Source organism: Streptococcus parasanguinis, assembly GCF_031582885.1.
Taxonomy (GTDB): Bacteria; Bacillota; Bacilli; order Lactobacillales; family Streptococcaceae; genus Streptococcus; species Streptococcus parasanguinis_M.
The window spans coordinates 1,909,006-1,935,811 of sequence record NZ_CP133988.1 but is presented as its reverse complement, the minus strand read 5'-3'; the positions used below and the strand labels follow the sequence as shown (position 1 = coordinate 1,935,811).

Here is a 26,806-nt window from a genome sequence, read left to right as displayed (position 1 = left end):
AATGTAAGGTTATGTTATGGTGAAAGCGTTCTTATTTTAGTACAATTGATTTGTAAAAAACAATTGAAGCTTTTTCGAGCTAGAAAGGAACGGACCATGACTCTACTAGACGTTCAACATATCAAAAAAATCTACAAAACCCGCTTTCAAGGAACGCAGGTTGAAGCCTTAAAGGATATCCACTTCACAGTTGAAAAAGGCGAATACGTGGCCATCATGGGAGAGTCAGGATCCGGAAAATCCACCCTCCTCAATATCCTGGCCATGCTGGACCAGCCGACGGAAGGACGGGTCTACCTAAATAGCATAGATACCTCAACCATCAAGAACAAGGATGCCTCGAGCTTCCGTCGGGAAAAACTAGGCTTTGTCTTTCAAGACTTCAACCTGCTCGATACCTTGTCTGTCAAAGATAATATCCTCTTACCTCTGGTCCTTTCTCGCAGACCAGTCAAGGAAATGATGAGCAAGGTGGATAGCGTGAGTCGGGAGTTGGGCATTCACCAGCTCTTAGAAAAATACCCTTACGAAATCTCTGGTGGTCAAAAGCAACGGGTGGCCGTAGCGCGGGCCATCATCACCTCACCAGAAATCCTCCTGGCTGATGAGCCAACAGGGGCGCTGGATTCTAAGTCTTCAGCTGCGTTACTGGATGTCTTTGAAGACATCAATACCATGGGGCAAACCATTCTCATGGTGACCCACTCAACCGCAGCAGCAGCGCGTGCCAAGCGCGTGCTCTTTATCAAGGATGGGATCCTTTACAACCAGATTTTCCGCGGGGAAAAGACAGAGCGTCAGATGTTCCAAGAAATCTCGGATACCCTTACGGTCATGGCGGGGAAGGAGGATCGTGATGTTTAAATTAACAAGTAAATTAGCTCTTTCCAACCTCAAGCAAAATCGCAAGCTCTATTATCCCTTTGCCTTGGCTGTTATTTTAACGACCATGATCCTTTATAGTTTTATCGCCTTGTCATTGACCCCTCATTTAGAGGATTCTTACGGAGGGGGATCGGCGAGAACTGTTCTTGGTTTTGGCAGTTTCGTCGTCCAGCTGGTCGTCATCATTTTGGTGGCTTATGCCAATGGCTACGTCATGAAAAATCGTTCCAAAGAACTGGGCTTGTACAGTGTTCTGGGAATGGAGAAGAAGCATCTCCTCATCATGACCTTATGGGAATTGCTCTTCTTCTATGTTCTCACAGTTGGAGTAGGACTGGGTTTGGGGCTCTTGTTTGATCGCTTGATTTTTGCCTTGCTTCTAAAATGTATGGGTCTACCAGTCGTCATTCAATCAACCTTCCAGATAGAGGCTGTTCTTAACACTTTACTTGGGTTAGCCTTAGCTTTTGGCCTCATTCTTTTGTTGAACTCTTTCCGCCTCTTGCGCTACAGTTCCCTCCACCTCATGCAACAGAAAAAGGCAGGGGAGAAGAAGGGACGCTTCTTGCTGGTTCAAACTCTGTTAGGTCTAGGGCTCTTAGGAATTGCTTTTTATATGGCGCTAACCGTTGAGCGTCCAGTTGCGGCTGTCCAAGGATTCTTTATTGCCGTTATCTTGGTCATTCTTGCGACTTATCTCTTATTCAACGCAGGATCCATTACCTTCTTAAGATTTCTCAAAGGTCGGAAATCCTATTATTACAAGCCAGAGAATTTTATATCTGTCTCTAACTTAATAGCTCGGATGCGAAAAAATGCAGCGGGCCTCGCGACCATTAGTATTCTTTCCACCATGGTCTTGGTCACCTTAACTGGGTCGCTCAATATCTTTATTGGAGGGCAGAATTACCTAGATACTGTTTACCCTTCGGATTACATGATTAGTGTGGGGCATATGCCTTCAGATGCTGAGACAGAACCGGTTATTGTGGATGTTCAAGCTCAAATTAAGAAAACAGCCGATGCAACCCATCTGTCAGATTACCAGGTGGCACAGACAACATACTGGTCGGCTGAAATTAGAAAAATTGATGGAAAGGTGTTAGAGGTGAATGACCAGTCCACTTCATCAAATGGTCAGGAGTTGAAGTCAGAAGGAACAGTCTACTTTTTTGATCAGGCGACTTACGAGCAACTGACCGGTCAAAAAGTTGAGCTTGGGGAAAATGAAATCCTAGCCTATGGGTATCAATATCCTGGAAGATTAGACGCACAATTAGAAATCAATGGGAAGACCTTCACGATTAAAGAAAAGCTAAACTCCAATTTTATCCAAGGGAAACTCCCTCAAGCCGACCTGTTTCAACACCAAATGGGCTTGTACCTGGTCCTCCCTGACTTGAACCAACTGGGACTAAAAGTTGATAAAAATTTGGAATTCTCTATTAGTGCTAAAAATAAAGTTAACCAAGATTTTATTTCTGGCTTGATCAAAGAGCTGTATTCGACAGACAAAATCAGTCAATATGGTGCGACTTATTTTGGTGGATTTGATCGATACAGTATAGAGAAAGATTGGCGTGAAACAGCAGGGACTCTTCTATTTATCGGGATTTTTCTATCGGTGATCTTTCTATTAGCTACAGTTCTTGTCATTTACTACAAACAGATTTCAGAGGGCTATGAGGACCGGGAAAATTTTGTGATCTTGCAACAAGTAGGATTGGACCAAAAGCAAACGGCCACCACCATTCGCAAACAGATACTCACTGTCTTTTTCCTTCCTTTATTCTTCTCCTTCCTCTACCTAGGAGTGGCCTACAAGATGATCGCAAAAATCGTTGCTATCTTAGGAGCGACCAATGCGGGCTTGGTCCTTCAAACAACTCTCTCTATCTGCGCTGTCTTTTTCATCTCTTATGTTCTCGTCTTTCTTCTGACTTCTAGAAGTTATCGAAAGATTGTCGTGAGATAGCGTTCGAGTCTATAAAAGATTAGAAATAAGATGAAACATACAACATTTTGTTAGCACAAAAAACACCGGGGATTATATCCTCGGTGTTTTCTTTCGTGATTATTTCACGTGTTTTGCAAGTTCTTCTTGCGCTTTTTTGTTTGATTCTTCTTTTTCCTTCAACCAATTCTTATAAGCTTTTTCGTAGTCAGCAGTTGTGACTGTCTTGTCTTGAACCTTTTGGTATTTGAAGAAGGTTGTTTCACCTTTAATACCAATTGCAGAATTTGCTCTTGAGAATGGTGTTACCTTCGTGATAGATGGAACTCCACCCTTAGAGTAGATTGGAAGAACCATGGCATTTTCTGTCAACCAAGCTTGGGCAGCAGCGTATTTTTCATAACGTGCATTGGTATCCAATTTTTCAGCATTGGCAGCATCTAGCAATGCTTGGTATTCGTTCAAACCAATTTTCTCGATGAGTGCTTGGTCTTTCTTAGGATCAAGTCCCATACCAGTCAAGGTTGAACCATCTGTTGAGTTTAAGATATCCAAGTAAGTAGATGGGTCTTGGAAGTCAGGTCCCCAACCAGTGATATCCATATCAAAGTCTTTTTGCTCTGGTGATTGGGCAAAATAAGTAGCGTTATCTGCATCGTCTGTAGACAATTTTTGTACATCGATCACGACATTGTCTTTACCAAGCGCTGTTTCAATAGAACTCTTCATAGAGTCTGCTTGTTGGACAAGAGCATTAGAAGATTGGTCTACAATATAGTCGATATGGATTGGGAATTGAACACCTTGTGATTGCAATTCAGATTTCGCTTTTTCAAGTTCCGCTTTGGCTTTATCCGCATTATGCAAGCTATCTTGCGCGTCAGCAAAGCTAACACCTTTCCACTCATCTCCTGTTGCGGCAAGTTTTTCTTCAACGAGCGTACCGAAGTCTTTCCCGTCCGCTTGCACAAATGTCGGTGGAACTAGAAGGGTACGTAGAGTTTTTGATGCTCCGTCTTTCCCGTTAACTTGAGCGCTGTAGGAAGTTCTATCCAAAGCGAAGTTCAAAGCTTGACGGAAGTTTTTGTTTTGAAGGGCTGTCTTCGTGTTGTTCTTTTGCTCATCAGATGTCTTCTTCGTATGGCCGTAATTTTGACGGTTGACGTTGAAGTAAGCGTAGTAAACAGTAGAATCTTGTGGGGAATAAACGATGTTATCCTTGAATTTCTTCTCAATCGTACTGTAAGTTGAGCTTGTTGGGAAGAGACGAGCAGTAGATAGGTTCCCATCTGAGAAGTTACGAGCAAGATAGTCTTGGTCAGATCCATCGAAGTAAGTCAATTTAACCGTATCGATGTGAACATTTTTCTTGTCGTAGTAATCAGGGTTTTTATCCAACTCGATTTGTGATTTTGAAGTGAAGGATTTCAAAATGTATGGACCATTGTAGAGGATACCATTTGGTTTCACGCTACCAAAGTCTTTCCCAGCTGATTCCAAGAATTTTTCATTAACTGGCATCATGGTAGCAGTGGTCAATTTAGAATTCCAGAAAGATTCAGGTTGGTTCAAAGTGTATTGAAGAGTGTGATCATCAACAGCTTTTACCCCAACAGTTGAGAAGTCTTTGGTTTTCCCGTTTACATAGTCATCCAAGCCTTTGACTGAGTTTTGAACCAAGTAAAGAGCATCCGATTTTTTATCTGCTACGTATTTTAGAGATGTCACGAAATCTTGTGCAGTGACGTCAGCGTATTCATTTCCTTCTGAATCATACCACTTCGCGTCTTTTCGAAGCTTGTAGGTATAAGTGAGACCGTCTTTTGAAACGGACCAGTCCTCAGCAAGAGCAGGCACTAAGTTACCGTATTGATCGTTTTCAAACAAACCATCGACCAAGTTGGTTGTAATGTCGCTTGTAGTTGAACGATTTGAAGTCAAATAGTTCAAGGAATCAGGGTCTGTACCATACACGTAGTTGTAGGTAGTCCCTTTTGACGCATTAGAAGATGAGCCACATGCAGCAAGGAAAAGCGTTGAAGCCGCGGCGACACCTGCTAAAAGAGCAAGCTTCGATTTTTTCATATTCGTGTCTCCTTTTGAATAATTTTAATTATTATACTCCAATCAATCTATAAAATAAAGTGTTTTTTGAACTTTTTTTGCATATTTACACACCAGTATACAGTGAAAGCATTGATTTTAAGGGATTTTTAAGGAATAAAAATTTTTTTTTAAAAGTTACTATTTTGCTTTACATACTAGTTGAGAAAGAGTATACTGATAGTGAATAAACTAGTATGTAAAACAAACTAGTGAATATGTGAAGAAAGAGGTGAGAAGGATGAAGGAGTCCCAATTACTAAAGGGAGTCTTGGAGGGCTGTGTGCTGGAGATTATTTCCAAAAAGGCCATCTATGGTTACGAATTGATTCAAAGTCTCAAAGAGATGGGATTTGATAAGATTGTCGCTGGGACCATTTATCCCCTACTTCAAAAATTAGAAAAACAAGGAATTATTCATGGGGAAATGAGGCCGTCTCCAGATGGTCCCGATCGTAAGTATTTTTCACTCAGCGATGCTGGAAAAGAGCGTTTAGGGGAATTTTGGGACCAGTGGCAGGAGCTAGTCACAAAAGTAGAACGTATCAAGAAGGAGGGAGAAGAATGGTAGAAAGTTATACAGAAAAAATGTCAGATGAATTGATTCATTTAAAGAAAGAGGATCAAGCCTATGTGAAAAAAATGGTCGCTTATATTGGGGCTAAGTCCTATTTTTATGATGATGAAGCACTTGGTGAACAACTCTACAATATGGTTTGCGACCTAAAAGTTGCTGAGAAAGAAGGCATTCGGGCAGTGGATTATTTTGGAAAGGATCCACGGGCGATGGTGGATCAAGTTCTTTCAGATTTGCCTAAACGCTCTTTAGGATCTTATGTGGGACTCGTCTTCCTAATTGGAGTGATCTTAGTTGGCATGCGTTATTTAATGGATTTCACCTGGATGACACCACTGAAAATCGAACCCTTAACCTATATTGTCATTCTCCTCAATTTCTTGGTGTTTAGCCAGTTCATCACGTGGCTTTGGTCCAAACAGAGCTATGGTGAAATGAAGTGGTCTTGGGCTATTTTTATCAGTGTGATCTGCCTGATGGTATTTCTGAACATCGTACGACTATTTTCGATTTATTTTGGCCACATTGGGAGTCTCTTCTTATCAGATGGTTGGGCGGTTGTTCTTGCTGTCCTAGTCCTACTTGGGTTTGCGGTTATGGCTTATAGAAGCAGGGAGCGTTTGATGACGAGTCTACTAGTCATGGGCCTGACTTTCCTAGTTACGGGATGCTGGATTCGTCTTGTGAATCAGGAAACTGCTCACTTATTAGGCTGGCTACTTCCTCTCATAGGACTAGTCCTTACCTTCGTTGTATTTCGTCTCCAAAGAAAGGGGGAAGAAAGATGACATCAGTTATTTATTATGAAGAAACGCAGGCTTTGGTTCAAACCTTTAGCCAAGAGGACCAAGCTTATTTCCAAGATCTATGGGATTATTTCAATTTCGCCGGTTTCTTATATGAGGAGAAGGCTTTGAGAGAGCAGGTCTATAATTTAGCACTAGATTTTTCGCAAGCAGGAGCGGATGGATGGACGGCCAAGGACTATTTTGGTCTCGATCCAAAGGAAATGGCAGACCAAATCATAGAGAACATGCCTAAAGAATCCACGCGATCTGTTCTAAAATATGGGGCGATCATCTCGGGAATTGTGATTTTTTATCGCCTCTTAAGTGATTTTGCTTCACAAGCGGTCCTTGTGCTCAAGCCTCTAGTCTATTTAACCGACATCATTTTGGGACTCCTAGCAATTGGGCTACTCTTCTATCTCCTTCGTCGCCTCATTTTTGCAGAAGTAAAGTCGAAAAAAGTAATCCATGTGGCAATCGTTTTGGTTTTAGGAGTCTATTTCGCTAGTGAGATCGTGGGGGTCCGTTTCTTACCAGCACTTGCTTGGTTGACAGTGCCGAATCCATGGGATACTCTCCTTATGACAGGAGCTAGTGGAGCTCTCATTCTTTGGCAATGGAAAGAAGAGCTTGGCAGAGCCTTCGTCTTTCCTATCATTGCCTTTTTAGTGGTTGGATTCTTACATCGCTGGACCTTGGCACAAGGAGTTCAGAATCTTGGTATGACAGTTCTTCTGCCCACAGTGATCATCATCTTTGGGCTGGTTATTTATTATTGGTTTACGATTCGTTCTTTGAAAAAGAATAGGACGGAAAGTGATAAATAGAAAGAAAAGGCGGGCTGGGACAAAAGTCCTAGCATCTCAATTGTCCTCAATTGTTTTTGGATTGTCGAGCAAGACGCAGTGGTTGAGTGGGCTCTACTACGCTGATTTCATCAGCTTTTACAGCCATACTCAACTGTGCGGAGGTGGGACGACGAAATCGAATTCTAACGAATTACCGATTTCTGTCTCACTCCCTTTTCTCTTCCAAGTATGATAGAATAAACTCAATAGATGGGAGAATATACATGAATCTATTTCGAAAAAAGGCTTTGGGACAGGTTCACCCAGGGTTAAACTGCCATTTACGATTGTGGGATTTAATTATTTTAGGAATCGGTGCCATGGTGGGGACAGGGATCTTCACGATTACGGGGACTGCAGCGGCGAATTTAGCTGGTCCAGCCCTCATCCTTTCGATTGTGATTGCGGCATTTTGCGTGGGTTTATCTGCCCTCTTCTTTGCAGAATTTGCCTCTCGCATTCCTTCAACTGGTGGAGCCTATAGTTACCTCTATACCATCTTTGGAGAGTTTCCAGCCTGGATTGCAGGTTGGTTGACCGTGATGGAATTCATGACCGCCGTATCAGGGGTAGCCTCAGGTTGGGCTGCTTATTTCAAGGGGTTGTTGGCCAATCTTGGCTGGCGTCTGCCAACGGCTTTAAATGGGACTTTTGATCCAGCTGCGGGAACTTATGTGGATCTCTTACCTATTTTGGTCATGGTCCTAGTCACAGCCTTGGTCCTTATGAATGCAAAAGCCGTCTTACGCTTCAATTCCTTGCTGGTCTTACTCAAGTTCTCAGCTCTGGCCTTGTTTATTCTTGTCGGGATTTTTCACCTAAATCCTGGTAACTGGGCAAACTTTGCCCCTTATGGCTTTGGCGAAATTTATGGTGGTCAAACAGGGATTATGGCTGGCGCTTCGCTCATGTTCTTTGCCTTTCTTGGTTTTGAGTCCATTTCAATGGCGGTCGATGAAATCAAGGAACCACAAAAGAACGTTCCTCGCGGCATCGTCCTTAGTCTTTTGATCACAACGGTTCTTTATATCTTGGTTACCTTGGTTTTGACCGGCATGGTTCCTTTTAAGAACTTAAATGTAGATGATGCGGTTGCTTTTGCCCTCCGTCAGGTCGGAGCCGGCTGGGCAGGGAATTATGTATCGCTGGTAGCGATTTTAACCCTGATCACCGTCTGCATTTCCATGACCTTTGCCCTTTCACGGATGATATACAGTTTGGCGCGGGATGGACTTTTGCCAAAAGCTATGAAACAGCTCGATCCAAAAACTAGAATTCCAAAAAATGCGACCTTGGTCGCTGGATTGATGGCTGCCATTGCTGGTGGAGTTTTTCCGCTAGCTAGTATCGCTTCCTTTTTAAATATTTGTACCTTGGCTTACCTAGTTATGTTGGCCTTTGCCCTCTTGAAATTGCGCAAGGAACACGGGGCTCCTGGACCTGGTGAATTTAAAACACCCTTGGTTCCAGTCTTGCCAATCCTATCGATTGTGGTCTGTGTGTCCTTTATGACCCAGTATTCCCTATCAACCTGGCTGGCCTTCGGAGTTGCTCTCTTGATCGGGATCGGAATTTATTTCGGTTATGGCTATCGCCACTCAGAAGAAAATCAATAAAACATGAAAGCTAGAGTAGAAGAACTCTGGCTTTTTGTATAGGGAAAGCTCTTTTTTTGGTATAATAAAGGGAGAAAGTTAACTAGATAACAAAGGAGAAAATCATGACATTTGAAGAGATTTTACCAGGCTTAAAGGCCAAGAAAAAATATGTACGTACAGGCTGGGGTGGAGCAGAAAACTATGTCCAATTGTTTGATACCATCGAGCAAAATGGGGTGGCTCTAGAAGTGACGCCTTATTTCCTCATCAACGTCTCTGGTGAGGGTGAAGGTTTCTCCATGTGGAGTCCAACCCCTTGTGATGTTCTAGCGACAGATTGGGTGGAAGTACATGACTAAAGGGGTCTTGATTACAGGCGTGAGCTCCGGGATTGGTCTGTCGCAAGCTCGTTTGTTTTTAGAAAAGGGCTATCAGGTTTATGGAGTGGACCAAGGAGCGGATCCTCAGTTGCCAGGCGATTTTCACTTCTTACAGCGAGACTTAATCTTGGATTTGACACCAATCTTCGACTGGTGTCCTGAGGTAGATGTCTTGTGCAATACAGCGGGAGTATTGGATGATTACAAACCGCTTCTTGAGCAAAGCGCTCAGGAGATTCAGGAAATCTTTGAGATCAACTATGTGACTCCGGTAGAGCTGACACGGCATTATCTGACTCAAATGTTGGAGAAGAAGCAAGGGATCATCATTAATATGTGCTCCATTGCTTCTAGCCTAGCAGGAGGTGGCGGTCACGCTTATACTTCCTCCAAGCATGCTCTAGCAGGCTTTACCAAACAGCTGGCGTTGGATTATGCAGAATCTGGCATTCAAGTCTTTGGCATTGCTCCTGGGGCCGTTAAAACAGGCATGACCGCAGCGGATTTTGAACCAGGAGGTTTAGCAGACTGGGTAGCCAGTGAAACGCCTATCAAACGCTGGATTGAGCCAGAGGAAGTGGCAGAAGTCAGTCTCTTTTTGGCTAGTGGGAAGGCCTCTGCCATGCAGGGACAAATCCTGACGATTGATGGTGGCTGGAGTTTGAAATAGAGAACTGAGAAAGCAGGAGGTTAAAGCATGCACGAATATGATTTTGGTTTTTCCTTGCCGAAAGGATATCAGGTATTTCTTGATGACTTAGGGGATCAGCCAGGTTATGACATTGGTGAGACAGGTATTTACCTCTATGCTAAAGAGGATCTTACCGAACGCAATCAAACCTACCAGATTGATGAGGATGAACCAGATTTCTTTATGATCGGTCAAGATGGGGATCTGGCCTATTTCCTCAAAAAGAATGGGGACGATAGCATTTATGAAAATGATCTAGGTGCGCTAGGTTCTCTCGAAATGCAAAAGGTAGCTGAATCAATTGCAGACTTTATTAATCAGATCTTGCAGGAGGAGTAAGATAGAACATAGAAAGGAGACTGAGAAATCGAGTTGCAAATAGCTAGTCGATTTACTCAGTCTTTTTTAAAAAATTTTTTAAAAAATCTTTTCTCATTCATTTTGGATTCATCTTTCTTAGATAAAATAGAATCATCAAGAAGAACTTGATAAGAAAAAAAGAAAGTTGGAAACTAACATGAAAAAATCAATTAAACAAAAAGCCGTTGCAAGTCTCGCAATCTTCTCTCTATCAACTGCCGCTCTAGGCTCTGTAGTAGCCTTTGCCAATACTGGAACAAGTAAAAAGACTACTTCTTCAACAGTGACTGCATCTGTCACCCTTGCACAAGCTCAAGAAAAAGCTCTGAAAGAAGCTAAGGGTGGAAAAGTGATTGGCTACGAGCAAGAAGAAAAACATGGAAAAGCAGTGTATGAAGTGACCATCTTGGATGGAAAAAATGAAAAAGAATATAAGATCGATGGCCAGTCTGGTGCTATCTTGAAGTCAAAAACTAAGGATCTGAGTCAGGATCGTGAAGATCAGCAATTAATCGGAGCAAGTGTTCAGTTGGACTTGGCTAAGGTAGAGAGCCAGCTGAAATCAAAATACTCGAATGCTAGTATCGAAAAAGTAGAGTTAGATGTAGAAGATGGTAAACTTGTCTATAGCGTTAGCTTGCGAGAAGGCAATCAAAAAATTGAGTTAGAGTTAGATGCCAATACAGGTACCGTATTGGAAGAAGATGTGGAGCTGGATCACGATTAACTAGAGTAAGATCTCGACTAGGCTTTTCCTAGCCGAGATTTTTTATGGAAGCATGGTATAATAAGGGAAGAAATTTGGAGTAAGTGGCTATGAAAGTATTAGTGATTGAAGACGAAGTAGATTTGAATCGTAGCATCGTTAAATTACTGAAAACCCAGCAGTATAGTGTTGATGCGGCCTATGATGGTCAGGAGGCCTTGGACTACATTCGTGTGTCCCAGTATGACGTGATTATTTCAGATATTATGATGCCGCAGCTAGATGGTTTGGGGGTATTGAGCTACTTGAGAAATCATCAGATTAAGACCCCAGTTCTGATGCTAACGGCTAAAGATAGCCTAGAAGACAAGGTAACAGGACTGGATGCTGGTGCAGACGACTACTTGGTCAAACCCTTTGAATTTGATGAATTACTGGCTCGGATTCGCGTCATGCTGAGACGAAATAATCGAGAAAACTTGACCAACCTGGTCCAATTTGGTGACTATTCCTTAGACCTGGCAAAAAAGACCATCCAACACAAGGGTGTTTTGGTTGACCTGACTTCCAAGGAGTATGAGTTACTAGAGTGTCTGGTGCGCCATCCCAATGTGGTTTTAAGTCGGGAACAGATTCGTGAGCATATTTGGGATTTTGATTATGTTGGAGAGTCTAATATCATTGATGTTTTAGTCAAGAATATCCGCAAAAAATTAGGTAATCCATCGATTATTCAGACAAAAAGGGGGATGGGCTATGTTTTCAAAAATGAAGAAGGACTCTAAGTCTCCCTCCATCGTTTCTAAGGTGACATTGTGGTATACCCTCTTTGTTTCTTTTCTCTTTGTTCTTATGTTTTGTGCTTCTTTTATCATTTCCGGAGCCTGGTCCAGCTATAGCTCACGTGGGGAACTGGAGCAGAAGACCATGGAAGTAGCTTCAGACCTTGAGGAATTTGAGCCCTTTGATGACGGCAATTATTTTGCACTCTACAATCAAAACATGAAGTTGGAGCAGGGTGCTCTGCCAAGTGGCTTTGATATCAATGCTGGCTTTGAGTCTGGGAAATTGTCGACGTATACCTCTTCCCAAGCAACCTATTATTATTTTGATGTCTATAATGAAAGTGAGGGCAAATGGATACGGGGCGTGCGCCTTGCTTCTGGTCTAGGAAGAGAATTAAGTATCTTTCTTCTTTCCTTGGCCATTCTAGCTCCTCTGTCCATCCTTGGGATGGCCTGGGGTGGACGTCGGATCCTTCGTAAGGCCTTTCTGCCGATCAGAGAGGTGACCCAAATGGCAGAGGAAATTGCAGAGAGCGGAGACTACAGTAAGCGCGTGTCGACCGAGCATCAGAAGGATTATGTAGAAACGTCTCGTCTTACCAAGGTCTTTAATAATTTGATTTCTTCTGTTCAGTCGACTTTTGAGAAAGAAAAGCAATTCAACCAAAATGTATCCCATGAGTTGCGGACCCCTCTGTCAGTCATCGTTTCGGAGAGTGAGTTTGGCTCCAAATATGCAGATAACCTAGAGGAGACCAAGGAATCTTTGACGGTCATTCATCGGCAGGCTAAATTAATGAAATCGATGACCGAGCAGATCTTGGAAATATCCAAGACCCAACACCTGCAGTGGTCGGATTTAAAACCCGTTTGTCTATCAACCCTGGTGTCAGATTATTGTCAGGGACAGGAAAGAAAGTGGGGCGAAAGCCCCATAGCCTTTGAAGTGAGCATTCAGCCGGACCTCTGGATTCAGGGGGATGCTGTTTTGGTCACTCGGATGCTGGATAATCTATTGAGCAATGCAGTGAAATTTACCAAGACCAAGGTTGCCATCCACTTGGTGGCTAGTCCAGCTGGTGCTGTTCTCAAGGTAGCGGATGATGGTATTGGGATTGCGCCAGACCATTTGGGCAAGATTTGGGATCGCTTCTATCAGGTGGAGGATTCTCGGAACAAGGGCCTCAATAGTGGTATCGGACTTGGGTTGTCCTTTATTAAGGACATTGCAGACCTCCATCGAGCAGAGGTGAAAATCATCTCTGAAGAAGGAAAAGGAAGTCTCTTTCGTGTGACTTTCCCACAGATCCAGGACAAGACTTCTGTCTAAGACGGTTGATTGAGCGATCAGTATGGGTTGAAAAGGGAAAATAATAAAGTGAAATAATAAGGATAAAATGAGTCTAGTAAAACCGCTAGGCTCATTTTCTGTTTTAGCTTTATGGAAAGGGAATCTTATGGTATGATAGCCTAAAAGGGACCTGTAATATGGAGGTCAAACTATGGAAAGAGAGACTCAAAAAGGAGAAGAGATGCGGAAACACCAAGAACTTTCACTAGAGCAGATCATCGAGTAGATGCGTGTGGACGAGTCTTCTTCAGATGATTTTTGCCTCTATGGTAAGGAGGATGGAGAACTAGCACTAGATAGGCTCTATTGGATATCGGATTATCCAGATGTCGTAGATGACCGTGATGTCTACCCGACAGATGTTGCGGAGCAAGATCTTCAGCTAGTCTACTATGGAGAACAGTTGATTGATGTCCTCACCGTAGCGCTTGAAGAAAAGCCAGATGCTAGTCACCAAGACTTGGTCGAGGCTTTGAATTATTATCAGCAGCATGATAGCTTTATGCCTTTTGATGATTAAATATAGAACTAGATAATGAACCAAGGAGTTTACTAAGATAACAACCCAAAGTTGTAGCGAGAGCAGATGGAGTATATTATGAAAGCAATAGATGGAATTATCATAAAGGACGGCCAGATCATCCTAAACAGTGGTGAGAAGCTATCGGTTGAAAATCTTATAGAGGAAGCAAGAAGCATTCGTTTTATCAGTAATCAGCACTTTAAGGATATAAGCATCAGAATACTAGAGAGTTCACGAGTCGTGTTTGAAAACTGTATCTTTGAGAATGTCTTCTTTGAAAACTGTGATTTGAGGGAAATCAGCTTTAAAAATCATACAGTTATTCGAAACTGTACTCTCAGACGATGCAATTTAAATGGAACTTTATTTTATGACAGTCACATTATATCGTCTATCTTCCTTTCTTGTCAGATGAAGCGTCCTCTTTTGGAGAATGTCAGTGAGATGAGGGATTGTCTCTTTAAAAAGTGTAGGATGCACGACATTTTCTTTCCCCTACCAGCTTTTCAGAATAATAAAATTATTGGAAAATTGTCTGAATGTACCTTTGGGTCGAAAACAAAGAAAGTAGAAAAGTTATATGCAGATCTATCAGAGGCTCATCTCAGTTTTGTCGAGTTTACAAGGTGTGATTTGACAGAGACCATTTGTCCCTCGGATCCAGATATTCTCTATATAAAAAATCTGAGTGAACGGTCAAAGAAGGCTCAGGAAAAAATTGCGACAATCCAAGATGATAGAAAAAGGCAGGCCCTTTCTATTTATACAGAAAGTTGGATGAATGAAAAGTATGTGGATTACTTGATGAGTCGCAAAGATTACAAATGGGCCTGGGATGATTATTTTGAGGATGTGTCTAGGTGCTTGGGTCTTGAATGGGATAACCACTAGGAAGACTTTGGTACCAAAGTGGATAATGGTAATCCTCTTTTATATGACCGAGAATTTATGGAATTGAAAAGTCTAATTGTCGAAACATGTGATGATAGTGGAATAGCCCAGCTTATTTCTTATCTGAAGTGAAAATAGATTTAGTTAGCTCGTTCATTAAGAGATAATGCATGCTGAAAGAATGACATGATTTCCCCTAGTCTAAAGCTAGGCGATTGAGAAAGAAAAAGTCTAGTTTTATACAAGAAGAATGGATATGGAAACTAGTGCTGAGAAAATCTGAGAGAGGAACCTTTGATGAAAGAAAGAATCAAATTAACGGAAGGAGAGGTTTTCCTATTAACACCTCCTTATCAATCGGATCCATGTTTTGCTTGTCATTTAATCTATTTAAGTTACGAAACTAAAGGATTGTGCGCTTATGTGTTATCAAAGGAAGCAATAAATCTTGAAGATATAGATATAGATAGTATTGAATTTGACACAAAAAAAGCGATTTATTCAAGTACTTATTTTATGAAATGGGGATTATGGGAAAAATTAGGGTATAGGCCTATCCTTGAGGAAGAGGATCAGTTACTACTTCGAAATGTTGGAAACTATAACCTAATGTATCGAGATGAGAATTGCAGACAAATGCCAAGCAAGAAGTATAAGGAAGAATATCCTTTACAGCCAGTTTATGATTTGCTAGAAGTTTTTGCTCTTATCTATGGGAAAAAATATAAAGAGTCCGATCCTAGAGTATTAGATTGGATGGAGGCAAAGGTAAAAACACGTTTGGATGATTAATTTCTATTGTAATGATAATCTGATTGTGGAAATCAATTCAATAGAAAAGAAGTATAGAGGTATTAAGATTATTGAGAAGTCTTAGCTGAAATTCAAGGAAAATAAAAATGGCAAAATACGGAATATCCCCTTTTGATAATGATAGTGCAACTTTTGCTCATAATTGTATTTACTCAAGAGCATTGAAAACCATAAGTAAACAAATGGAAGAATTGGCTCTAACAAATCTGCTAGAGGAAGAGATGTTGGGACATATGTTTATTCTGGCTATTGATTTAGCACGTTTCCCCACAGAGCAACATAAATTTACGCAAGAAATGAATGATGAGTGGCAAGAACTATTAAGAAACTATGTTGATGGTCATACTATTCAGTCAGAAATACTTGCAAAAACTTTAGATGTTATTTTGAAGTATTTCTTTTTTAGAAATACTCCGAAGGGTTATGAGATAGGTTTTAAACAGCTAGCCTATTTAGATTTCCCAGAAAGAAAAATCTATATTGCACTAGCAATCGATGTATATTTTGAAGCTTTGCTTGAATACATTGAAATCGCTTTTGAAGATGAGGCAGGATTGAGTGATTGGCAACCAGATAGAATGACAATACCAGCTTATCTTGATCTCTATGTGTCTTGGGCAATGGAAGTGACAGAAAAGGCTAAAGGCCGTGTTGCAATGGAACAGTTTACTAGATGGAAAAATGCTTATTTTGAATGGTTTGAGACAAACTGTAAAAAAATTCCGAAGAAGTATCGAACAATAGATAAAATAAATATGCTTGAGTTGTTTGAGGAGTTTGAATATTATGCTACATGAGGAATTCAATAAGAACAGTTTTTTCTATTTTATGATATTCTCGATCATCTACTGGATCAATCATCAGTATGGTATCCAAAAGCTTTGGAAAAAATTCAGGAGGAATTTACAGATCTATCACATGCAAGACTCCTTTCCATTTTTATCTTGTCTGAACAAAGTGACGTTGACTTAATTTTCGGCTTGGAATTTGGACTGAGAGAGGATTCGGAGCATGGTAGAGGACTTAAATTCTCCCTCAATAGTTTTGAAATTTTAGAATATGGTATAGGGGAAGTCGCTTACTACTAGGTCTAGTCGATGACAAGAGAAGCACTAGAAGATGGAGCAGGATATGGTTGAGAAAGATGGGATTATCATAAAGGATGGCCAGGTCATCCTAAACAGTGGTGAGAAGCTATCGATTGAAAATCTAATAGAGGAAGCGAGTAGGATTCGTTTCATTAGTAATCAGCACTTTAAGGATACAAGCATCAGTATACTAGAGAGTTCACGAGTCATATTTGAAAACTGTATCTTTGAGAATGTCGTTTTTGAAAACTGCGATTTAAGGGATATCGGCTTTAAAAATCATACAGTTATTCGAAACTGTACTTTCAAAAGCTGCAATTTAAAGGGAACATTATTTTATGACAGTCACATAATATCGTCTACCTTCCTTTCTTGTCAGATGAAGCGTCCTCTTTTAGAGAATGTCAGCGAGATGAGAGATTGTCTCTTTAAAAAGTGTAGGATGAACGATATTTTCTTTCCTCTACCAGAATTTCAGCAGAATAAAATTGTTGGAAAACTGTTTGAATGTACCTTTGGGTCGAAAACAAAGAAAGTAGAAAAGTTATATGCAGATCTATCAGAGGCTCATCTCAGTTTTGTCGAGTTTACAAGGTGTGATTTGACAGAGACCATTTGTCCCTCGGATCCAGATATTCTCTATATAAAAAATCTGAGTGAACGGTCAAAGAAGGCTCAGGAAAAAATTGCGACAATCCAAGATGATAGAAAAAGGCAGGCCCTTTCTATTTATACAGAAAGTTGGATGAATGAAAAGTATGTGGATTACTTGATGAGTCGCAAAGATTACAAATGGGCCTGGGATGATTATTTTGAGGATGTGTCTAGGTGTTTGGGACTTGAATGGAAGTAACTAGCTCTTGTTTGAAAAATGACTGAGATAGTTGCAAATAGGTAAGCAAGAAAAGGGAGATCGGATAGAGAAATGACAGTCAATATCAATGAATTAGTGAAGGAGCAAGGTTTTTGTGTGGTATCTACAGAGGAGAAACCATTTTGTCTGGATGAGGTCCGTTTCAACCTTTTGGCATATTTAGAGGATTATTCTAAAATGGGATTTTCTTTTGTCAAAGTAGCTACTGATCTAGTAAAACTAAGGAAAGAGCAAGAGAGCTATAGACTTTTTGGTCAGTGTTTTTTAGGTGCCTTTGTAATAGGAGAAGAGGAGCAAGTCTTCTTACTTTGCAATCAAGAAGGTAGGGAAGTTTTTCAAGAAGAAAGAGTTTTTGTCAATTCTTCCTTGCAAGCTTTTATTTCTTCTTATTCGCTCTTTCTATCAAGCATCTTTCTTTTGAAAGCAAAGTTTTATGAGATTGAGCAAGATGAAGTCGAAGAAATTGCAGCAAACTTGATGCATCAAATTCTTGCCTTAGAAGCTCCCCTTGAACAAGAATTACCCTTCTGGGAGCACATGGCCTATTTGATAGAAGACGATGGAATTGTTCTAAGAGATGATCTCTTTCATATCATAAATAAAGAGCAGTAGGAATGGATTTAAATTAATTATGCAGAAAAAATTGCCCCAGATAAAGATTCGTGAGTGGAATGAAAAGCCAAGAACAAAAATGCGATTTATTAAAATTGGTGATATTTTTTGCTATCAATTTTCGGAGGAAATGTTTGTATTTGGTCAAATTCTTGGAAAAGTGAATGTTGGTCATGTCATTCAATTTTTCGATATCTTTCAAGCAAGTCCTACTATAACAGTTGAGGAGCTAAGTCGTGCTCAATTTATAGGTAAGCCCATCATTATAGATTCCTACACCTTGTTTGATCGAAGTCCAGTATGGTCTTGGCAGATAATTGGTCACCAAGTGGATTTTGATCCAAGCCCTTTTAAGGATTTAGCCTTTAAATGGGGAGACCCAAATGGTCTTCACTTTGGGAATGTCTGGCTAGATGGTAGGACAGAACCTAAGATTTTTTCTAGGGAAGAAGTTGACGACCTAGACTGGGAAGCCTGTGTCGGAAGTATAGTTTATAACAGAATACTGGAAGAAGAACTGGCAAGCAGAGGAAATAAAGGAGTTTGAGATGGACTATGTAGATGAGTTAACTTCAGGACGTACGCCCTTGGTAAAAAAAGCTGCGAAAAAAATTTTAAAGGGTAAACTAAAAGGATATGGACCATTCTTGCATCAAGCCTTGGAGGGCGAGATGGAAAAACCTAGATCGTGGGAATCACAAATGTACTTACTCTACGCCATGGCCGCAACGGATTGTACAGAAGAAATCCCCTATCTCAAGTCATTGCTACTGAGAGATATTCCAACCCCTGTAACCTATCGCTCTCTAGCAGTAGCGATTGCTTATCTAGAAAATTTAGAAACAGAGAATTTGTCTTTTGTTTATGAGTCCTTGGAATCGAATAATTCATCTCAAGCTGCAGGTGCCTGTGCAGCGATATATCAGAGAAAGATTGTGCTGAAAGATGACGATTTTAACAAAATTATGTCTTATGTGACTCAGCCTAAATATCTTGAGCATATTGGTCAAGTCATAAATCCATTTTTATTTATTTTAGCAGCATCTTATCTATATCCAGAAGAGAATCGCCAGAAAATTGTTGACTTTTCTCGTCAGTTCGATATATCTATCGTCAAGGACTTAATCAATGACGTTACAAAAGGAAAGGACGGCAGAAGAGTTAGTCTATTCTAAAATCTACTTAAAGAGAGAAACAATAACTCTTAAAAACAAGTCTTTTATTCATTTTTAAAAAGGAGTTCATACTGTGAAATGGTTTGAAAAAGCAGTGGGGAAGGAAAAGATTATTCATTTGTTTGATGGTGAATTGGAATTGAATAATGTATTTCTTGATACTGTATTATGTTACGATTACAAATTAGATCTTGTCCTTTATGTATTTGATTTCCCAACTAATTTTCCTGAAAAGTGGCAGAAAAGTGCATTCAATGCCATAAAAATTAATTTAGAGTTTTTTAATTTAGATGAAATCCATTTTTATTCTAAGGGGATTCATAAGGTGAATGGACAACTGGAGCTGCTCTTTTTAGAGAATAAGGTTGATTTCAATTTTATAAACCAAAATGATGTGATGTTATCGGGATCTTCTGATTTTGTTAGAATTGCTGAGATTGCTCCTGTGAAGATTGATACTTAAAGATGTATTCCTAGCTTATTTGCGGAGATTCAGGATGATCAAACAATCCTCCATTATTAGGAGGTACACCACGACTATGGAAAAAAGTGAAGGAAGAGCACAAACATTAGACTTTGACCTAAACCTTTATACAAGAAAAACACTGCGAGACCACGAATATGAAGTTACAGTATTTTGAATTAGATAAGCCCTATGTAGAAAATCAACAGAGGATTGAGGAGCTGATGGACTCAGCTGCGTTAACTTACGAGGAAGCTAGAATTGAGGACTACCGACAGAATTGGAAAGGTCTGCGAAGAGTGTTCGCATATGAATCCAAATGTATGACCTCTATGGTAGAACGGCTTTTCAAACCAGTTATAACCCAGGATTGTTGGAAAATCATCGTAGAATGTGTAGATACGATTGGCAATCCAGCTATCATGAATCTACTTGGTGTCTATACTGTTCAGGTCTTATTTGATTTTTCTAGCTATGAAAGCTCGAGTCCATTGGAACAGAAAAAGATGCTCTTAGAGACCTTGGTAAAAGGGGTAAAGCGCGTGTTTCAGGAGCTCTCCATTCCTTGTTCCTTGATAGAGGATGTAGTCAATGAAATAGAGAAAAACGATTATGAAAATAGCTGGGAGTGGAAAAGGAAGAAGATCCAATCCACGATCTTTTCCATTCAAGTGGAGCATCAGCTGGATAAGGTGGATTTGTTTTGGAAGATAGAGCATAAGGATAAGAGCATCCGTCAGTTGATTCAATCCTACCCTGCTCACGAGATGGACTATGGGGCCAAACTTGGTAGACTGGAAGCAAAAGGTAACTTCCTATATCTGTTGGATAAAGAGAATGAGGTTGTGAGCAAAATTTCTGTTTCAGAATGATGGAGCACAAACAATGAGTGAGTTAAAAAAGAGATTATCTTTATTAAAAGTAGAAAAACGAATCAATCAGTTGAAGGGGATTAAGGATGTTCATTTTCTGACCGATAAACCTAAAGAAATTGCTTGGTATGCTAGGGAGTTGAATCCTATAGACTCTCCGCTTCCTTGCTTTAATGAGTTTCCTCTTGCCCACACTACTCAAGATTTAAGTAGTTTAATTCAAAGTCTAGTTGGCAATAGCAGTCAGTTTATCCTAGTTTTTTGGGAATTTTTACCGATTTATGTCTTGTTTCAAATGGAGTCCCTGGATGACTTTTTGCCCTCTTATTTTACTGAATTTTCTACTAAGGACCTGACGCTTTTCTTTCGAGATCAGGAAAAAGTATTGGATCTCCATTTAGCGGAGGATAAAGTAGAAGTGAGAGTCTTGGAGAATAAGGCTAAGAACCCGTAGATTCTATAATGTGAAAGCTTAACATTGAATTAGTTGATGAAAGCACCAAAGAGGAAAGAATGCCATTCTTGGAGAGACAAATGGTAAAGGAAGATTCTAATGTGTGAAAAAGAATATTATTATTATGGCAATAGCGAGTTTATGTCAGGCCTAGGAGTTATTTATACAGAGTTTACTGGTCAGCGTGCAAGTCGACAAATTAACGTTTTGAATGGGCGCTCTTATGCTTCTTCTTGTCTACAGGATTATGTTCCAGAAGTAGGGTTTCTACTCTATGATGGTCGAAAAGATGTGTTGGATCTATCAGACTCCATCAAGATTAGTCAAGAGGAATTTGAACGAATTTGGGCTCAGGCTGTCGCTAGCGGTCAGAATGATACGTAATCGTCAGTTGAAAATAGCCAAATATAATCCCAAAGATGAAGAGATGAGAAGCAAATGAAAATGAAGAATTTTTTAAAATGTTGTGAGGATCTGGTCATACAAGAAAGTGGGGCCTCAGCTTTTGAACTAGAAAAACTCAAAGCCAGACAGTTTCCTCAAGCTCACCTGGATTTGCTCTCCATGACCAATGGCTTGGAGTTTTATGGTGGCTATTATCGCTTGTTTGGGACGGATTCTACTCAAGCTATTACGCTAGATTCCTGGAATTCGGATGAGCTATGGAAAGACGTCTGGAGAGATTATGTATCAGACTACTATTTTTTTGGTATGTCTGCTATTGGAGATCAATTCGCTTATAGATTGAAGGATGGGAACATTCAAAGTAATCAAGTTTATTATTTAGATGGGATTACTATGGATGTTATCGAGATCTACGACAGTTTTGAAGCATTTTTTGAGAGGGAATTTATTCTGAAAGCCCAAGGTGGGATGGAATCTATTTTTGTTTCTGCTAGGGAACGATTTGGAAATCTAGACCTCTCCAGAAGCTGTATTTATTCCCCTTCCTTAATGATAGTGAATGATCCAAGTGTTGAAAATCTCATGCTTTTACCGACAAAGGATGTCATGACCATCAATGGGGATTTGTTTGTTCAATTGTCTGATTCAGAGGAGTCTATTACGAAACTAGAGCAATATCTAGACGCTTCGGGTAGAGCCAGAGTCAAGGTCATTTTTGATCGAGATTGAGCAAGCAGGATATAGTTTATTTAGAAAAAATACTCTGAAGATTCGTGATTTTAACCTTTTGGCGACAAGCGATGATTTAGTCTTCTAGTCAGGGTGTCATTGTAAAATGATTTAGGTTGAAAATAGAAAACGAAGCATTTTATTCATGAAAAGAGGTGAATAATGACCAGTTTAGATAAATATTTAGAGATCATTAAAAAAGGATTTTCCGAAAGAGAGAATCTAATGGCAATGGAGCCTCTGCATTCTATTGAAGAGATTGCACCATTATTGGATGAAAAATTGACTTATAAAGAATTTATCGATATCAATCGCTTATTAAGACAAAAGTACATTGTCGAAAACCCAGAGGATATGCTGAAAGATGTAGATTTTAACCAGCTTTCTTTACCTAGCAATACGAGGGTGATTTACTTGATGGGAAGTAAATCTGATGTGCTAGACTTTTCAAAATATGAACAAGTAGAAAAGATTTTAATAGTTGGGGCTAGAAAAGTAAGAAAGATCATCTTACCCCAGAATGATTGTGTGAAAGCTCTAGGGATATCTTCCATGACAATTTTGGAAACGATAGAGAACATTTCTTTTCATAAAGGCATGCGTTATCTGCACTTTGATTATGGTGTAAAGTTGCCTAACTTTAATTTTATTAGAGATTTAAATCAGTTGCTCTATCTTTCATTTACGTCAAATAAAAAATTACCAGAATTGGATTTTATCCATCCATCTAGTGAGCTCCGTTTTTTAGATTTTGTCGATACGTCTATTTTTAACTACGCATCAACAGTTAGCTACCTGAAGGGTCTGAAACATCTTCGATTTTTAACAACGGGAAGAACGAATCAAAAGCAAAGAGATCTTCTTAGAAGAGAATTATCACATGTTTGCATGCGTGAGGGGTAAAAAATGCCTTTAATACAGCTTTTTATGACCGATGTCTTCAGAATAAACGAACCTTTAGTCCCGTTGTTTAAGTAGGAGGAAATATGAGCCATACGAATCTAGCAAAAGAAACCTTCCTCCAGTTTATGCAGGCTATGTATTCTTGGGAGAGGAAAGCCACTAGGAGCCTAAGAAACCAAGCCGATAAAGAGATGTTGAAGGATGAATTAGCTGCTATATTTGATCAGTTTTGTAGATCTAAAAAAACACTCAGAGAAAGGGAAATATCTTTATCTGTTCGATTTCCATTTGACTATAAATTAGAAACGCATCCCATCATTGATGAAGAGCATGACGTGAATCAAACTTACTTCTATATCAAGGAGAATCGTTCTGGTTTAGAAACTCTCTATCGTTTTCGAATGGTGTTTCAAAAGGGGAAATGGTGGATTGATAAGAAAGAATGGCTTGATGATGGGAAGTGGATCAATTCTTCCTTGTGATATACTGGATAGTATAGGAAGTTGGGAAGAGAAGCACTTCAAAATACAGTAGTAGTTGGATTAGGCAATGACAAGTGTAAGTAATGAAATGTTAGAGGTCAATATGAATAAAACACTTTCAAATCAAAAAAGAAAATTAACAACCATTAGAAATCAAATACTCAAGGCGAGAGATTTTCACTTAGAGCCAGAAAACCTATCTAATACTGAAGCCATTTTAACAGCTCTAAAATCTGATAAGAAAAGCGTTAAAGTTAACTATGAAGAAAATGGTGAGATAAGATCATACCTGTATAATCATGTAGATATGATTGATTCTATAAGTCCGTATCCTCTAGTCTCTAATTTTATAGAAAGTAAAACATCTGAAACCTATCAATCTTTGCTAAATGGCTGTTTTTGTTCTGTAATGGCGGATATGGCTTCTGCTAAATACTTGGCTAAAGGTGGCTCAAACTTTGATACAGATATTTGTTTGAATATCTTATTTGCCCTTGCTTATTTAGATGATACTTATGTAGAGTTTTTAATTGATAAATTAGCCTATTTTAAAGAAGCCCAAGTTGAAAAAGGGAAAAAAGTTATTTTCTTTTCAGCCAAGAGTTTATTGCCCTTAGTCGTTTTTCTTTATGGATATGGTAAGGGTGCTCGGCTTGCTAACCTACTGGAGAATGCTTGTGATGCCAAATATCAACCCTTGGACAAGAATCCTTATCAGAATGTGAATGATGTCTATAAACAGGTTATGGATACTATTTTTTCAGAGGACGATGATGTTTTTAGAGAAACAATTTTATCCATGTGTGATTATCATTTAGCGAACACCAAAGATAGTCATTTAGTAGACTTCAATACCTTACTATGGCAATATTTCCCAATTGAAATCTTAGTTTTACTAAAAGAACGTCAGAAAAGAGGGTTCCCAATCGACGGGCTTAGCCATCCCTTGCTTGATGACTTTTTACCCTATTTCATGGATAACTTTCAGCTATCCGAGCAAAACAAGATGATTCTAGGAACGATCTTAGACTAGTTGTGTAGAATAGATGGAGACCGTCAATAACCCATGCAATCGCAAGGAATTATAGGAATCACCTATATCCATATAGATTTCTAGGAAAATGCAATGAGGAACTCTCCACATTCTGTTAGAAGAGAGGTAAAGAAATGAAAGAGGCCAAAGAACTCTTCGTAAAAAATGGCTTTTCGCGACTAAAGCGAACCCATAACTATTATAAAATCGATCATGATTTTTACACAGTTATCTATTTTCAACGAAAATCAGATGGTAGTGCCTATTTCGTAAATGTTGGCCTTCATCCTCTCTTTCTGGACGCGGGACTGTTAGAAGAAGTGGACTGTGCTTTAAGGACTCGATTAGGTTTTGTCGATAATAGAAATGGCATGGATCAAGCTGAATTGGAAAAGGCTGTCCAAGAGGCCATCGATTTTACTGCTCAGTATTCATCGTATTCAACCGTATTTTCAAGCATAGATCCCGAGAAGGATCTTGAGAAGGATTGGTTGTTAAAACAATTCTCTATTACCAAAGTGAACTTATGCAGATTGTATGTTGAGTATTATGATTCAATCGATTCTAAGAAGTTGGCTTTAGATTTTACAAACTATGGCTTATCCATTACACCTAAGATTGCTTCTGTTCCTAAAAACTTCTTTAAAACTTATATTCGTTCAGGAGAAATAATAAAAACTACTTATTAGGGCGGAGTGAAAGTGCGGATGTACTGGTCAATATCCTGACGAAAGAAACCGGTAGGAGAAAAGAAATGAATGTGAAAGAACTAATCAAAGAGATTGAAAATGATGCTGAGTTCGTCTCGTATTTAAACCGGGTCCCTAAAAAGAATAAGAAGACCCAAGCTAGTTATCTCGAATCGCTAAATCATCTGGCCTATTTACTTTATCTGGATGGTCAAAAGGAAATGGCTAAGGAATTATTAGATAGGATTATACAAGTTCCATTTGAAGGGAATTATAATACTTGGACCTTTGTTGATAGCTCTCTGGTTTTATTGGCCTATCTGGAAAGAGAAAAAGAAAATCAGGTACTCGTCTATAAAAAACTCCTTTTATCTCCATTAGAACAAGGGGAGGAATCCACTCAAAACATAAGAAGGAGAGTTCATCAGAGATTTTTGAATGGTGATAGCTTGGAGCAAAAGCTTGCAAAAAACGAGCAAGCTTCAAGTCCTGAATCGGAAATGGAACGCCGTCTGCTATACTTGACAGATTTATTGAAGATTCAATTTTTTATTGATGAGTCAACTTGTGAAGAGATAGATATCCAAGCAAAAATCGAAGAGAATATGGAGATACTAAAGAAGTATATCAAGGAGCATGAAATCTATAGCCTCTTTCCTTTTAAGGGATAAGGTGAGCTAGCAATCTTGGATTTTTAGAAAGAGTGGAATATGGAAATCAAAAATCACTTTGGCGTCTATGGCATTTGCTATGAGAAAGGAAAATTACTCTGCATTGAGAAAACGAGAGGGCCTTATCAGCATCGTTTTGATCTACCGGGTGGTAGTCAAGAACTAGGTGAGGGGTTGACAGAAACTCTCAAGAGAGAAGTTCTGGAGGAGACAGGCTATACGCTTATCCGTTATTCAAATCCTAGGATGTATGATGTGCTGGTTCAAGAAGAGGGGAAAGATTTCGCTGTACATCATATCATGGCCTTTTATGATATCGTACTCGATTTCGAGAACTCTCAACAATCCCTTCCTCAGGAGGTTCTTGATGGAAGCAATGATTCAGCAAAGGCAATTTGGTTAAATTTGGAAGACATTACTGCCGATAATGCTTCGCCTTTAGTATTGAAGGTGAAGGCAGAGTTACTAGGATTTCCAGAATTAGAACTGACAAGCTATAGAAATTGGAAGGTAAAAGAAAAGAAGGAGAAGAAATGACACCTCAAGAAATGTGGAATGCCTACAAGCAAATCAACCCCTCTATCGGAGATGAGATAGATGCCTGGGCTTTTGGAGTGGACCCAGACCTTTTAGCGGAACTGGTCTTTAAAGGCGAAAAAACAGCAACAGCCTCAGCTTACGATCTTTACGCAGTAGAGGACGAACCCCTTCCCCAAGAAGGAACCTTTGATGTTGTTTTAGACAGTAAGGATCAAGCTGTCTGCATTGTCGAAATTACAAAGGTTTCTGTTCAGCCTTTCCATCAAGTGTCAGCTGACCATGCCTATAAGGAAGGTGAAGGAGACAAATCTCTGGCTTATTGGCGTCAGGTTCATGAAGACTTTTTCAAAGACTGCTTTGGAGAAGCAGGTCTGACGTTTACACCTGACAGCAAGGTGGTTTTAGAAGAATTTCGCAAGGTCTATCCATTATAGATACGCTCTCCATTTAGAAAATCAGAAAAGAGAATAACTGTTTTCTATCAAACAATACCTAGTGATTGTGTCAAGCTAAAAATACTGCCCAGTTCTTAGAACTATTAAAAGATTTTTTGAGACTTTCCG

Annotated in this window: 33 protein-coding genes; 32 read left to right on the top strand and 1 reads right to left on the bottom strand. The window is 39.6% G+C overall.

Features of this window, described 5'->3' with window-relative positions; translation table 11 throughout:
• Window positions 1-96: 96 nt before the first annotated feature.
• Together RDV49_RS09325 and RDV49_RS09320 are read left to right on the top strand one after the other, a co-directional pair.
• Complete coding sequence (locus tag RDV49_RS09325) at window positions 97-864, top strand: ABC transporter ATP-binding protein (protein ID WP_003006150.1); 768 nt, start codon at window positions 97-99, stop codon at window positions 862-864.
• Window positions 857-2,860, top strand: a complete 2,004-nt coding sequence (locus RDV49_RS09320; protein WP_003006153.1) for an FtsX-like permease family protein — start codon at window positions 857-859, stop codon at window positions 2,858-2,860. The genes RDV49_RS09325 and RDV49_RS09320 overlap by 8 nt, the downstream gene beginning before the upstream one ends.
• Window positions 2,861-2,959: 99 nt before the next feature.
• Here RDV49_RS09320 and RDV49_RS09315 read toward each other — a convergent pair whose 3' ends face one another.
• Window positions 2,960-4,924, bottom strand: coding sequence for a peptide ABC transporter substrate-binding protein (locus RDV49_RS09315; protein ID WP_003006157.1), 1,965 nt, complete (start codon window positions 4,922-4,924; stop codon window positions 2,960-2,962).
• Between the two features lie 259 nt (window positions 4,925-5,183).
• Between RDV49_RS09315 and RDV49_RS09310 the strand changes: the two genes are divergently transcribed.
• The 30 genes from RDV49_RS09310 to RDV49_RS09165 all read left to right on the top strand — a co-directional run bounded on the left by RDV49_RS09310 (window position 5,184) and on the right by RDV49_RS09165 (window position 26,677).
• Window positions 5,184-5,513, top strand: a complete 330-nt coding sequence (locus RDV49_RS09310; protein ID WP_023917534.1) for a PadR family transcriptional regulator — start codon at window positions 5,184-5,186, stop codon at window positions 5,511-5,513.
• Window positions 5,507-6,307: a hypothetical protein gene (locus tag RDV49_RS09305; protein WP_003006161.1), complete on the top strand. Its 801-nt coding sequence runs from the start codon at window positions 5,507-5,509 to the stop codon at window positions 6,305-6,307. The genes RDV49_RS09310 and RDV49_RS09305 overlap by 7 nt, the downstream gene beginning before the upstream one ends.
• On the top strand, window positions 6,304-7,134 hold the full coding sequence (locus RDV49_RS09300; RefSeq protein ID WP_003006164.1) for a hypothetical protein: 831 nt from the start codon (window positions 6,304-6,306) through the stop codon (window positions 7,132-7,134). The genes RDV49_RS09305 and RDV49_RS09300 overlap by 4 nt, the downstream gene beginning before the upstream one ends.
• 245 nt (window positions 7,135-7,379) lie before the next feature.
• Window positions 7,380-8,771, top strand: coding sequence for an APC family permease (locus tag RDV49_RS09295; RefSeq protein WP_003006167.1), 1,392 nt, complete (start codon window positions 7,380-7,382; stop codon window positions 8,769-8,771).
• A gap of 104 nt (window positions 8,772-8,875) precedes the next feature.
• The gene (locus tag RDV49_RS09290; RefSeq protein ID WP_000141913.1) at window positions 8,876-9,112 is read left to right on the top strand and encodes a DUF2829 domain-containing protein; all 237 of its coding nucleotides are present in this window, start codon (window positions 8,876-8,878) and stop codon (window positions 9,110-9,112) included.
• Window positions 9,105-9,803 (top strand): 3-oxoacyl-ACP reductase, encoded by a 699-nt coding sequence (locus RDV49_RS09285; protein ID WP_003006171.1) that lies wholly within the window; start codon window positions 9,105-9,107, stop codon window positions 9,801-9,803. Before RDV49_RS09290 ends, RDV49_RS09285 begins: the two co-directional genes overlap by 8 nt.
• A gap of 27 nt (window positions 9,804-9,830) precedes the next feature.
• Window positions 9,831-10,163 (top strand): hypothetical protein, encoded by a 333-nt coding sequence (locus RDV49_RS09280; protein WP_003006173.1) that lies wholly within the window; start codon window positions 9,831-9,833, stop codon window positions 10,161-10,163.
• 178 nt (window positions 10,164-10,341) lie between these two features.
• Window positions 10,342-10,911 carry a PepSY domain-containing protein gene (locus tag RDV49_RS09275; RefSeq protein ID WP_003006179.1) on the top strand — a complete coding sequence of 190 codons (570 nt, stop codon included), beginning with the start codon at window positions 10,342-10,344 and terminating at the stop codon, window positions 10,909-10,911.
• Window positions 10,912-11,000: 89 nt separating this feature from the next.
• Window positions 11,001-11,675: a response regulator transcription factor gene (locus RDV49_RS09270; protein WP_003006182.1), complete on the top strand. Its 675-nt coding sequence runs from the start codon at window positions 11,001-11,003 to the stop codon at window positions 11,673-11,675.
• Entirely contained in the window at window positions 11,647-13,005 is a 1,359-nt protein-coding gene (locus RDV49_RS09265; protein WP_003006185.1) for a sensor histidine kinase, read from the top strand. The genes RDV49_RS09270 and RDV49_RS09265 overlap by 29 nt, the downstream gene beginning before the upstream one ends.
• 247 nt (window positions 13,006-13,252) lie before the next feature.
• The gene (locus RDV49_RS09260; RefSeq protein ID WP_003006189.1) at window positions 13,253-13,546 is read left to right on the top strand and encodes a DUF7716 domain-containing protein; all 294 of its coding nucleotides are present in this window, start codon (window positions 13,253-13,255) and stop codon (window positions 13,544-13,546) included.
• A gap of 78 nt (window positions 13,547-13,624) precedes the next feature.
• A complete protein-coding gene (locus tag RDV49_RS09255) occupies window positions 13,625-14,440 on the top strand; it encodes a pentapeptide repeat-containing protein (RefSeq protein ID WP_310744349.1) in 816 nt (271 codons plus the stop codon).
• Window positions 14,441-14,737: 297 nt separating this feature from the next.
• Window positions 14,738-15,232 carry a hypothetical protein gene (locus tag RDV49_RS09250; RefSeq protein ID WP_003010609.1) on the top strand — a complete coding sequence of 165 codons (495 nt, stop codon included), beginning with the start codon at window positions 14,738-14,740 and terminating at the stop codon, window positions 15,230-15,232.
• A 107-nt stretch (window positions 15,233-15,339) separates the two neighbouring features.
• On the top strand, window positions 15,340-16,050 hold the full coding sequence (locus tag RDV49_RS09245) for a hypothetical protein (RefSeq protein ID WP_003010611.1): 711 nt from the start codon (window positions 15,340-15,342) through the stop codon (window positions 16,048-16,050).
• A 334-nt stretch (window positions 16,051-16,384) separates the two neighbouring features.
• Window positions 16,385-17,194: a pentapeptide repeat-containing protein gene (locus RDV49_RS09240; RefSeq protein ID WP_310744348.1), complete on the top strand. Its 810-nt coding sequence runs from the start codon at window positions 16,385-16,387 to the stop codon at window positions 17,192-17,194.
• A 72-nt stretch (window positions 17,195-17,266) separates the two neighbouring features.
• Complete coding sequence (locus RDV49_RS09235) at window positions 17,267-17,827, top strand: SUKH-4 family immunity protein (protein ID WP_003006193.1); 561 nt, start codon at window positions 17,267-17,269, stop codon at window positions 17,825-17,827.
• A 19-nt stretch (window positions 17,828-17,846) separates the two neighbouring features.
• Entirely contained in the window at window positions 17,847-18,374 is a 528-nt protein-coding gene (locus RDV49_RS09230; RefSeq protein ID WP_003006197.1) for an Imm26 family immunity protein, read from the top strand.
• A gap of 1 nt (window position 18,375) precedes the next feature.
• Window positions 18,376-19,002: a hypothetical protein gene (locus RDV49_RS09225; RefSeq protein WP_003006201.1), complete on the top strand. Its 627-nt coding sequence runs from the start codon at window positions 18,376-18,378 to the stop codon at window positions 19,000-19,002.
• 73 nt (window positions 19,003-19,075) lie between these two features.
• Window positions 19,076-19,465, top strand: a complete 390-nt coding sequence (locus RDV49_RS09220) for an Imm50 family immunity protein (protein ID WP_003006202.1) — start codon at window positions 19,076-19,078, stop codon at window positions 19,463-19,465.
• 332 nt (window positions 19,466-19,797) lie between these two features.
• On the top strand, window positions 19,798-20,337 hold the full coding sequence (locus RDV49_RS09215; protein WP_230454159.1) for a hypothetical protein: 540 nt from the start codon (window positions 19,798-19,800) through the stop codon (window positions 20,335-20,337).
• Window positions 20,338-20,350: 13 nt separating this feature from the next.
• Window positions 20,351-20,791: a hypothetical protein gene (locus RDV49_RS09210; protein ID WP_003006207.1), complete on the top strand. Its 441-nt coding sequence runs from the start codon at window positions 20,351-20,353 to the stop codon at window positions 20,789-20,791.
• Between the two features lie 99 nt (window positions 20,792-20,890).
• Window positions 20,891-21,175, top strand: a complete 285-nt coding sequence (locus tag RDV49_RS09205) for a hypothetical protein (RefSeq protein ID WP_003006210.1) — start codon at window positions 20,891-20,893, stop codon at window positions 21,173-21,175.
• Window positions 21,176-21,235: 60 nt separating this feature from the next.
• Entirely contained in the window at window positions 21,236-21,925 is a 690-nt protein-coding gene (locus tag RDV49_RS09200; protein ID WP_230454160.1) for an SMI1/KNR4 family protein, read from the top strand.
• 162 nt (window positions 21,926-22,087) lie between these two features.
• Window positions 22,088-22,828: a hypothetical protein gene (locus RDV49_RS09195; RefSeq protein ID WP_003006218.1), complete on the top strand. Its 741-nt coding sequence runs from the start codon at window positions 22,088-22,090 to the stop codon at window positions 22,826-22,828.
• An 83-nt stretch (window positions 22,829-22,911) separates the two neighbouring features.
• Entirely contained in the window at window positions 22,912-23,310 is a 399-nt protein-coding gene (locus RDV49_RS09190) for an NTF2 fold immunity protein (RefSeq protein WP_003006220.1), read from the top strand.
• A gap of 103 nt (window positions 23,311-23,413) precedes the next feature.
• A complete protein-coding gene (locus RDV49_RS09185) occupies window positions 23,414-24,343 on the top strand; it encodes a hypothetical protein (RefSeq protein WP_037607803.1) in 930 nt (309 codons plus the stop codon).
• A 134-nt stretch (window positions 24,344-24,477) separates the two neighbouring features.
• The gene (locus RDV49_RS09180; RefSeq protein ID WP_003006226.1) at window positions 24,478-25,032 is read left to right on the top strand and encodes a DUF4304 domain-containing protein; all 555 of its coding nucleotides are present in this window, start codon (window positions 24,478-24,480) and stop codon (window positions 25,030-25,032) included.
• A 65-nt stretch (window positions 25,033-25,097) separates the two neighbouring features.
• Entirely contained in the window at window positions 25,098-25,703 is a 606-nt protein-coding gene (locus RDV49_RS09175) for a DUF6707 family protein (RefSeq protein WP_003006228.1), read from the top strand.
• A gap of 39 nt (window positions 25,704-25,742) precedes the next feature.
• A complete protein-coding gene (locus RDV49_RS09170) occupies window positions 25,743-26,240 on the top strand; it encodes an NUDIX hydrolase (RefSeq protein ID WP_003006230.1) in 498 nt (165 codons plus the stop codon).
• Entirely contained in the window at window positions 26,237-26,677 is a 441-nt protein-coding gene (locus tag RDV49_RS09165; RefSeq protein ID WP_003006232.1) for an ASCH domain-containing protein, read from the top strand. Before RDV49_RS09170 ends, RDV49_RS09165 begins: the two co-directional genes overlap by 4 nt.
• The last annotated feature ends 129 nt before the right edge of the window (window positions 26,678-26,806 follow it).

What these genes read in the sequence shown, in the direction of transcription:
- RDV49_RS09275 (WP_003006179.1), top strand. Translation starts at nt 10,342, where the DNA reads ATGAAAAAATCAATTAAACAAAAAGCCGTTGCAAGTCTCGCAATCTTC.
- RDV49_RS09255 (WP_310744349.1), top strand. Translation starts at nt 13,625, where the DNA reads ATGAAAGCAATAGATGGAATTATCATAAAGGACGGCCAGATCATCCTA.
- RDV49_RS09290 (WP_000141913.1), top strand. Translation starts at nt 8,876, where the DNA reads ATGACATTTGAAGAGATTTTACCAGGCTTAAAGGCCAAGAAAAAATAT.
- RDV49_RS09230 (WP_003006197.1), top strand. Translation starts at nt 17,847, where the DNA reads ATGCAGAAAAAATTGCCCCAGATAAAGATTCGTGAGTGGAATGAAAAG.
- RDV49_RS09310 (WP_023917534.1), top strand. Translation starts at nt 5,184, where the DNA reads ATGAAGGAGTCCCAATTACTAAAGGGAGTCTTGGAGGGCTGTGTGCTG.
- RDV49_RS09240 (WP_310744348.1), top strand. Translation starts at nt 16,385, where the DNA reads ATGGTTGAGAAAGATGGGATTATCATAAAGGATGGCCAGGTCATCCTA.
- RDV49_RS09235 (WP_003006193.1), top strand. Translation starts at nt 17,267, where the DNA reads ATGACAGTCAATATCAATGAATTAGTGAAGGAGCAAGGTTTTTGTGTG.
- RDV49_RS09225 (WP_003006201.1), top strand. Translation starts at nt 18,376, where the DNA reads ATGGACTATGTAGATGAGTTAACTTCAGGACGTACGCCCTTGGTAAAA.
- RDV49_RS09285 (WP_003006171.1), top strand. Translation starts at nt 9,105, where the DNA reads ATGACTAAAGGGGTCTTGATTACAGGCGTGAGCTCCGGGATTGGTCTG.
- RDV49_RS09280 (WP_003006173.1), top strand. Translation starts at nt 9,831, where the DNA reads ATGCACGAATATGATTTTGGTTTTTCCTTGCCGAAAGGATATCAGGTA.
- RDV49_RS09180 (WP_003006226.1), top strand. Translation starts at nt 24,478, where the DNA reads ATGAAAGAGGCCAAAGAACTCTTCGTAAAAAATGGCTTTTCGCGACTA.
- RDV49_RS09270 (WP_003006182.1), top strand. Translation starts at nt 11,001, where the DNA reads ATGAAAGTATTAGTGATTGAAGACGAAGTAGATTTGAATCGTAGCATC.
- RDV49_RS09305 (WP_003006161.1), top strand. Translation starts at nt 5,507, where the DNA reads ATGGTAGAAAGTTATACAGAAAAAATGTCAGATGAATTGATTCATTTA.
- RDV49_RS09265 (WP_003006185.1), top strand. Translation starts at nt 11,647, where the DNA reads ATGTTTTCAAAAATGAAGAAGGACTCTAAGTCTCCCTCCATCGTTTCT.
- RDV49_RS09245 (WP_003010611.1), top strand. Translation starts at nt 15,340, where the DNA reads ATGGCAAAATACGGAATATCCCCTTTTGATAATGATAGTGCAACTTTT.
- RDV49_RS09260 (WP_003006189.1), top strand. Translation starts at nt 13,253, where the DNA reads ATGCGTGTGGACGAGTCTTCTTCAGATGATTTTTGCCTCTATGGTAAG.
- RDV49_RS09175 (WP_003006228.1), top strand. Translation starts at nt 25,098, where the DNA reads ATGAATGTGAAAGAACTAATCAAAGAGATTGAAAATGATGCTGAGTTC.
- RDV49_RS09190 (WP_003006220.1), top strand. Translation starts at nt 22,912, where the DNA reads ATGAGCCATACGAATCTAGCAAAAGAAACCTTCCTCCAGTTTATGCAG.
- RDV49_RS09195 (WP_003006218.1), top strand. Translation starts at nt 22,088, where the DNA reads ATGACCAGTTTAGATAAATATTTAGAGATCATTAAAAAAGGATTTTCC.
- RDV49_RS09165 (WP_003006232.1), top strand. Translation starts at nt 26,237, where the DNA reads ATGACACCTCAAGAAATGTGGAATGCCTACAAGCAAATCAACCCCTCT.
- RDV49_RS09315 (WP_003006157.1), bottom strand. Translation starts at nt 4,924, where the DNA reads ATGAAAAAATCGAAGCTTGCTCTTTTAGCAGGTGTCGCCGCGGCTTCA.
- RDV49_RS09215 (WP_230454159.1), top strand. Translation starts at nt 19,798, where the DNA reads ATGGTAGAACGGCTTTTCAAACCAGTTATAACCCAGGATTGTTGGAAA.
- RDV49_RS09170 (WP_003006230.1), top strand. Translation starts at nt 25,743, where the DNA reads ATGGAAATCAAAAATCACTTTGGCGTCTATGGCATTTGCTATGAGAAA.
- RDV49_RS09250 (WP_003010609.1), top strand. Translation starts at nt 14,738, where the DNA reads ATGAAAGAAAGAATCAAATTAACGGAAGGAGAGGTTTTCCTATTAACA.
- RDV49_RS09320 (WP_003006153.1), top strand. Translation starts at nt 857, where the DNA reads ATGTTTAAATTAACAAGTAAATTAGCTCTTTCCAACCTCAAGCAAAAT.
- RDV49_RS09325 (WP_003006150.1), top strand. Translation starts at nt 97, where the DNA reads ATGACTCTACTAGACGTTCAACATATCAAAAAAATCTACAAAACCCGC.
- RDV49_RS09185 (WP_037607803.1), top strand. Translation starts at nt 23,414, where the DNA reads ATGAATAAAACACTTTCAAATCAAAAAAGAAAATTAACAACCATTAGA.
- RDV49_RS09295 (WP_003006167.1), top strand. Translation starts at nt 7,380, where the DNA reads ATGAATCTATTTCGAAAAAAGGCTTTGGGACAGGTTCACCCAGGGTTA.
- RDV49_RS09300 (WP_003006164.1), top strand. Translation starts at nt 6,304, where the DNA reads ATGACATCAGTTATTTATTATGAAGAAACGCAGGCTTTGGTTCAAACC.
- RDV49_RS09200 (WP_230454160.1), top strand. Translation starts at nt 21,236, where the DNA reads ATGAAGAATTTTTTAAAATGTTGTGAGGATCTGGTCATACAAGAAAGT.
- RDV49_RS09210 (WP_003006207.1), top strand. Translation starts at nt 20,351, where the DNA reads ATGAGTGAGTTAAAAAAGAGATTATCTTTATTAAAAGTAGAAAAACGA.
- RDV49_RS09205 (WP_003006210.1), top strand. Translation starts at nt 20,891, where the DNA reads ATGTGTGAAAAAGAATATTATTATTATGGCAATAGCGAGTTTATGTCA.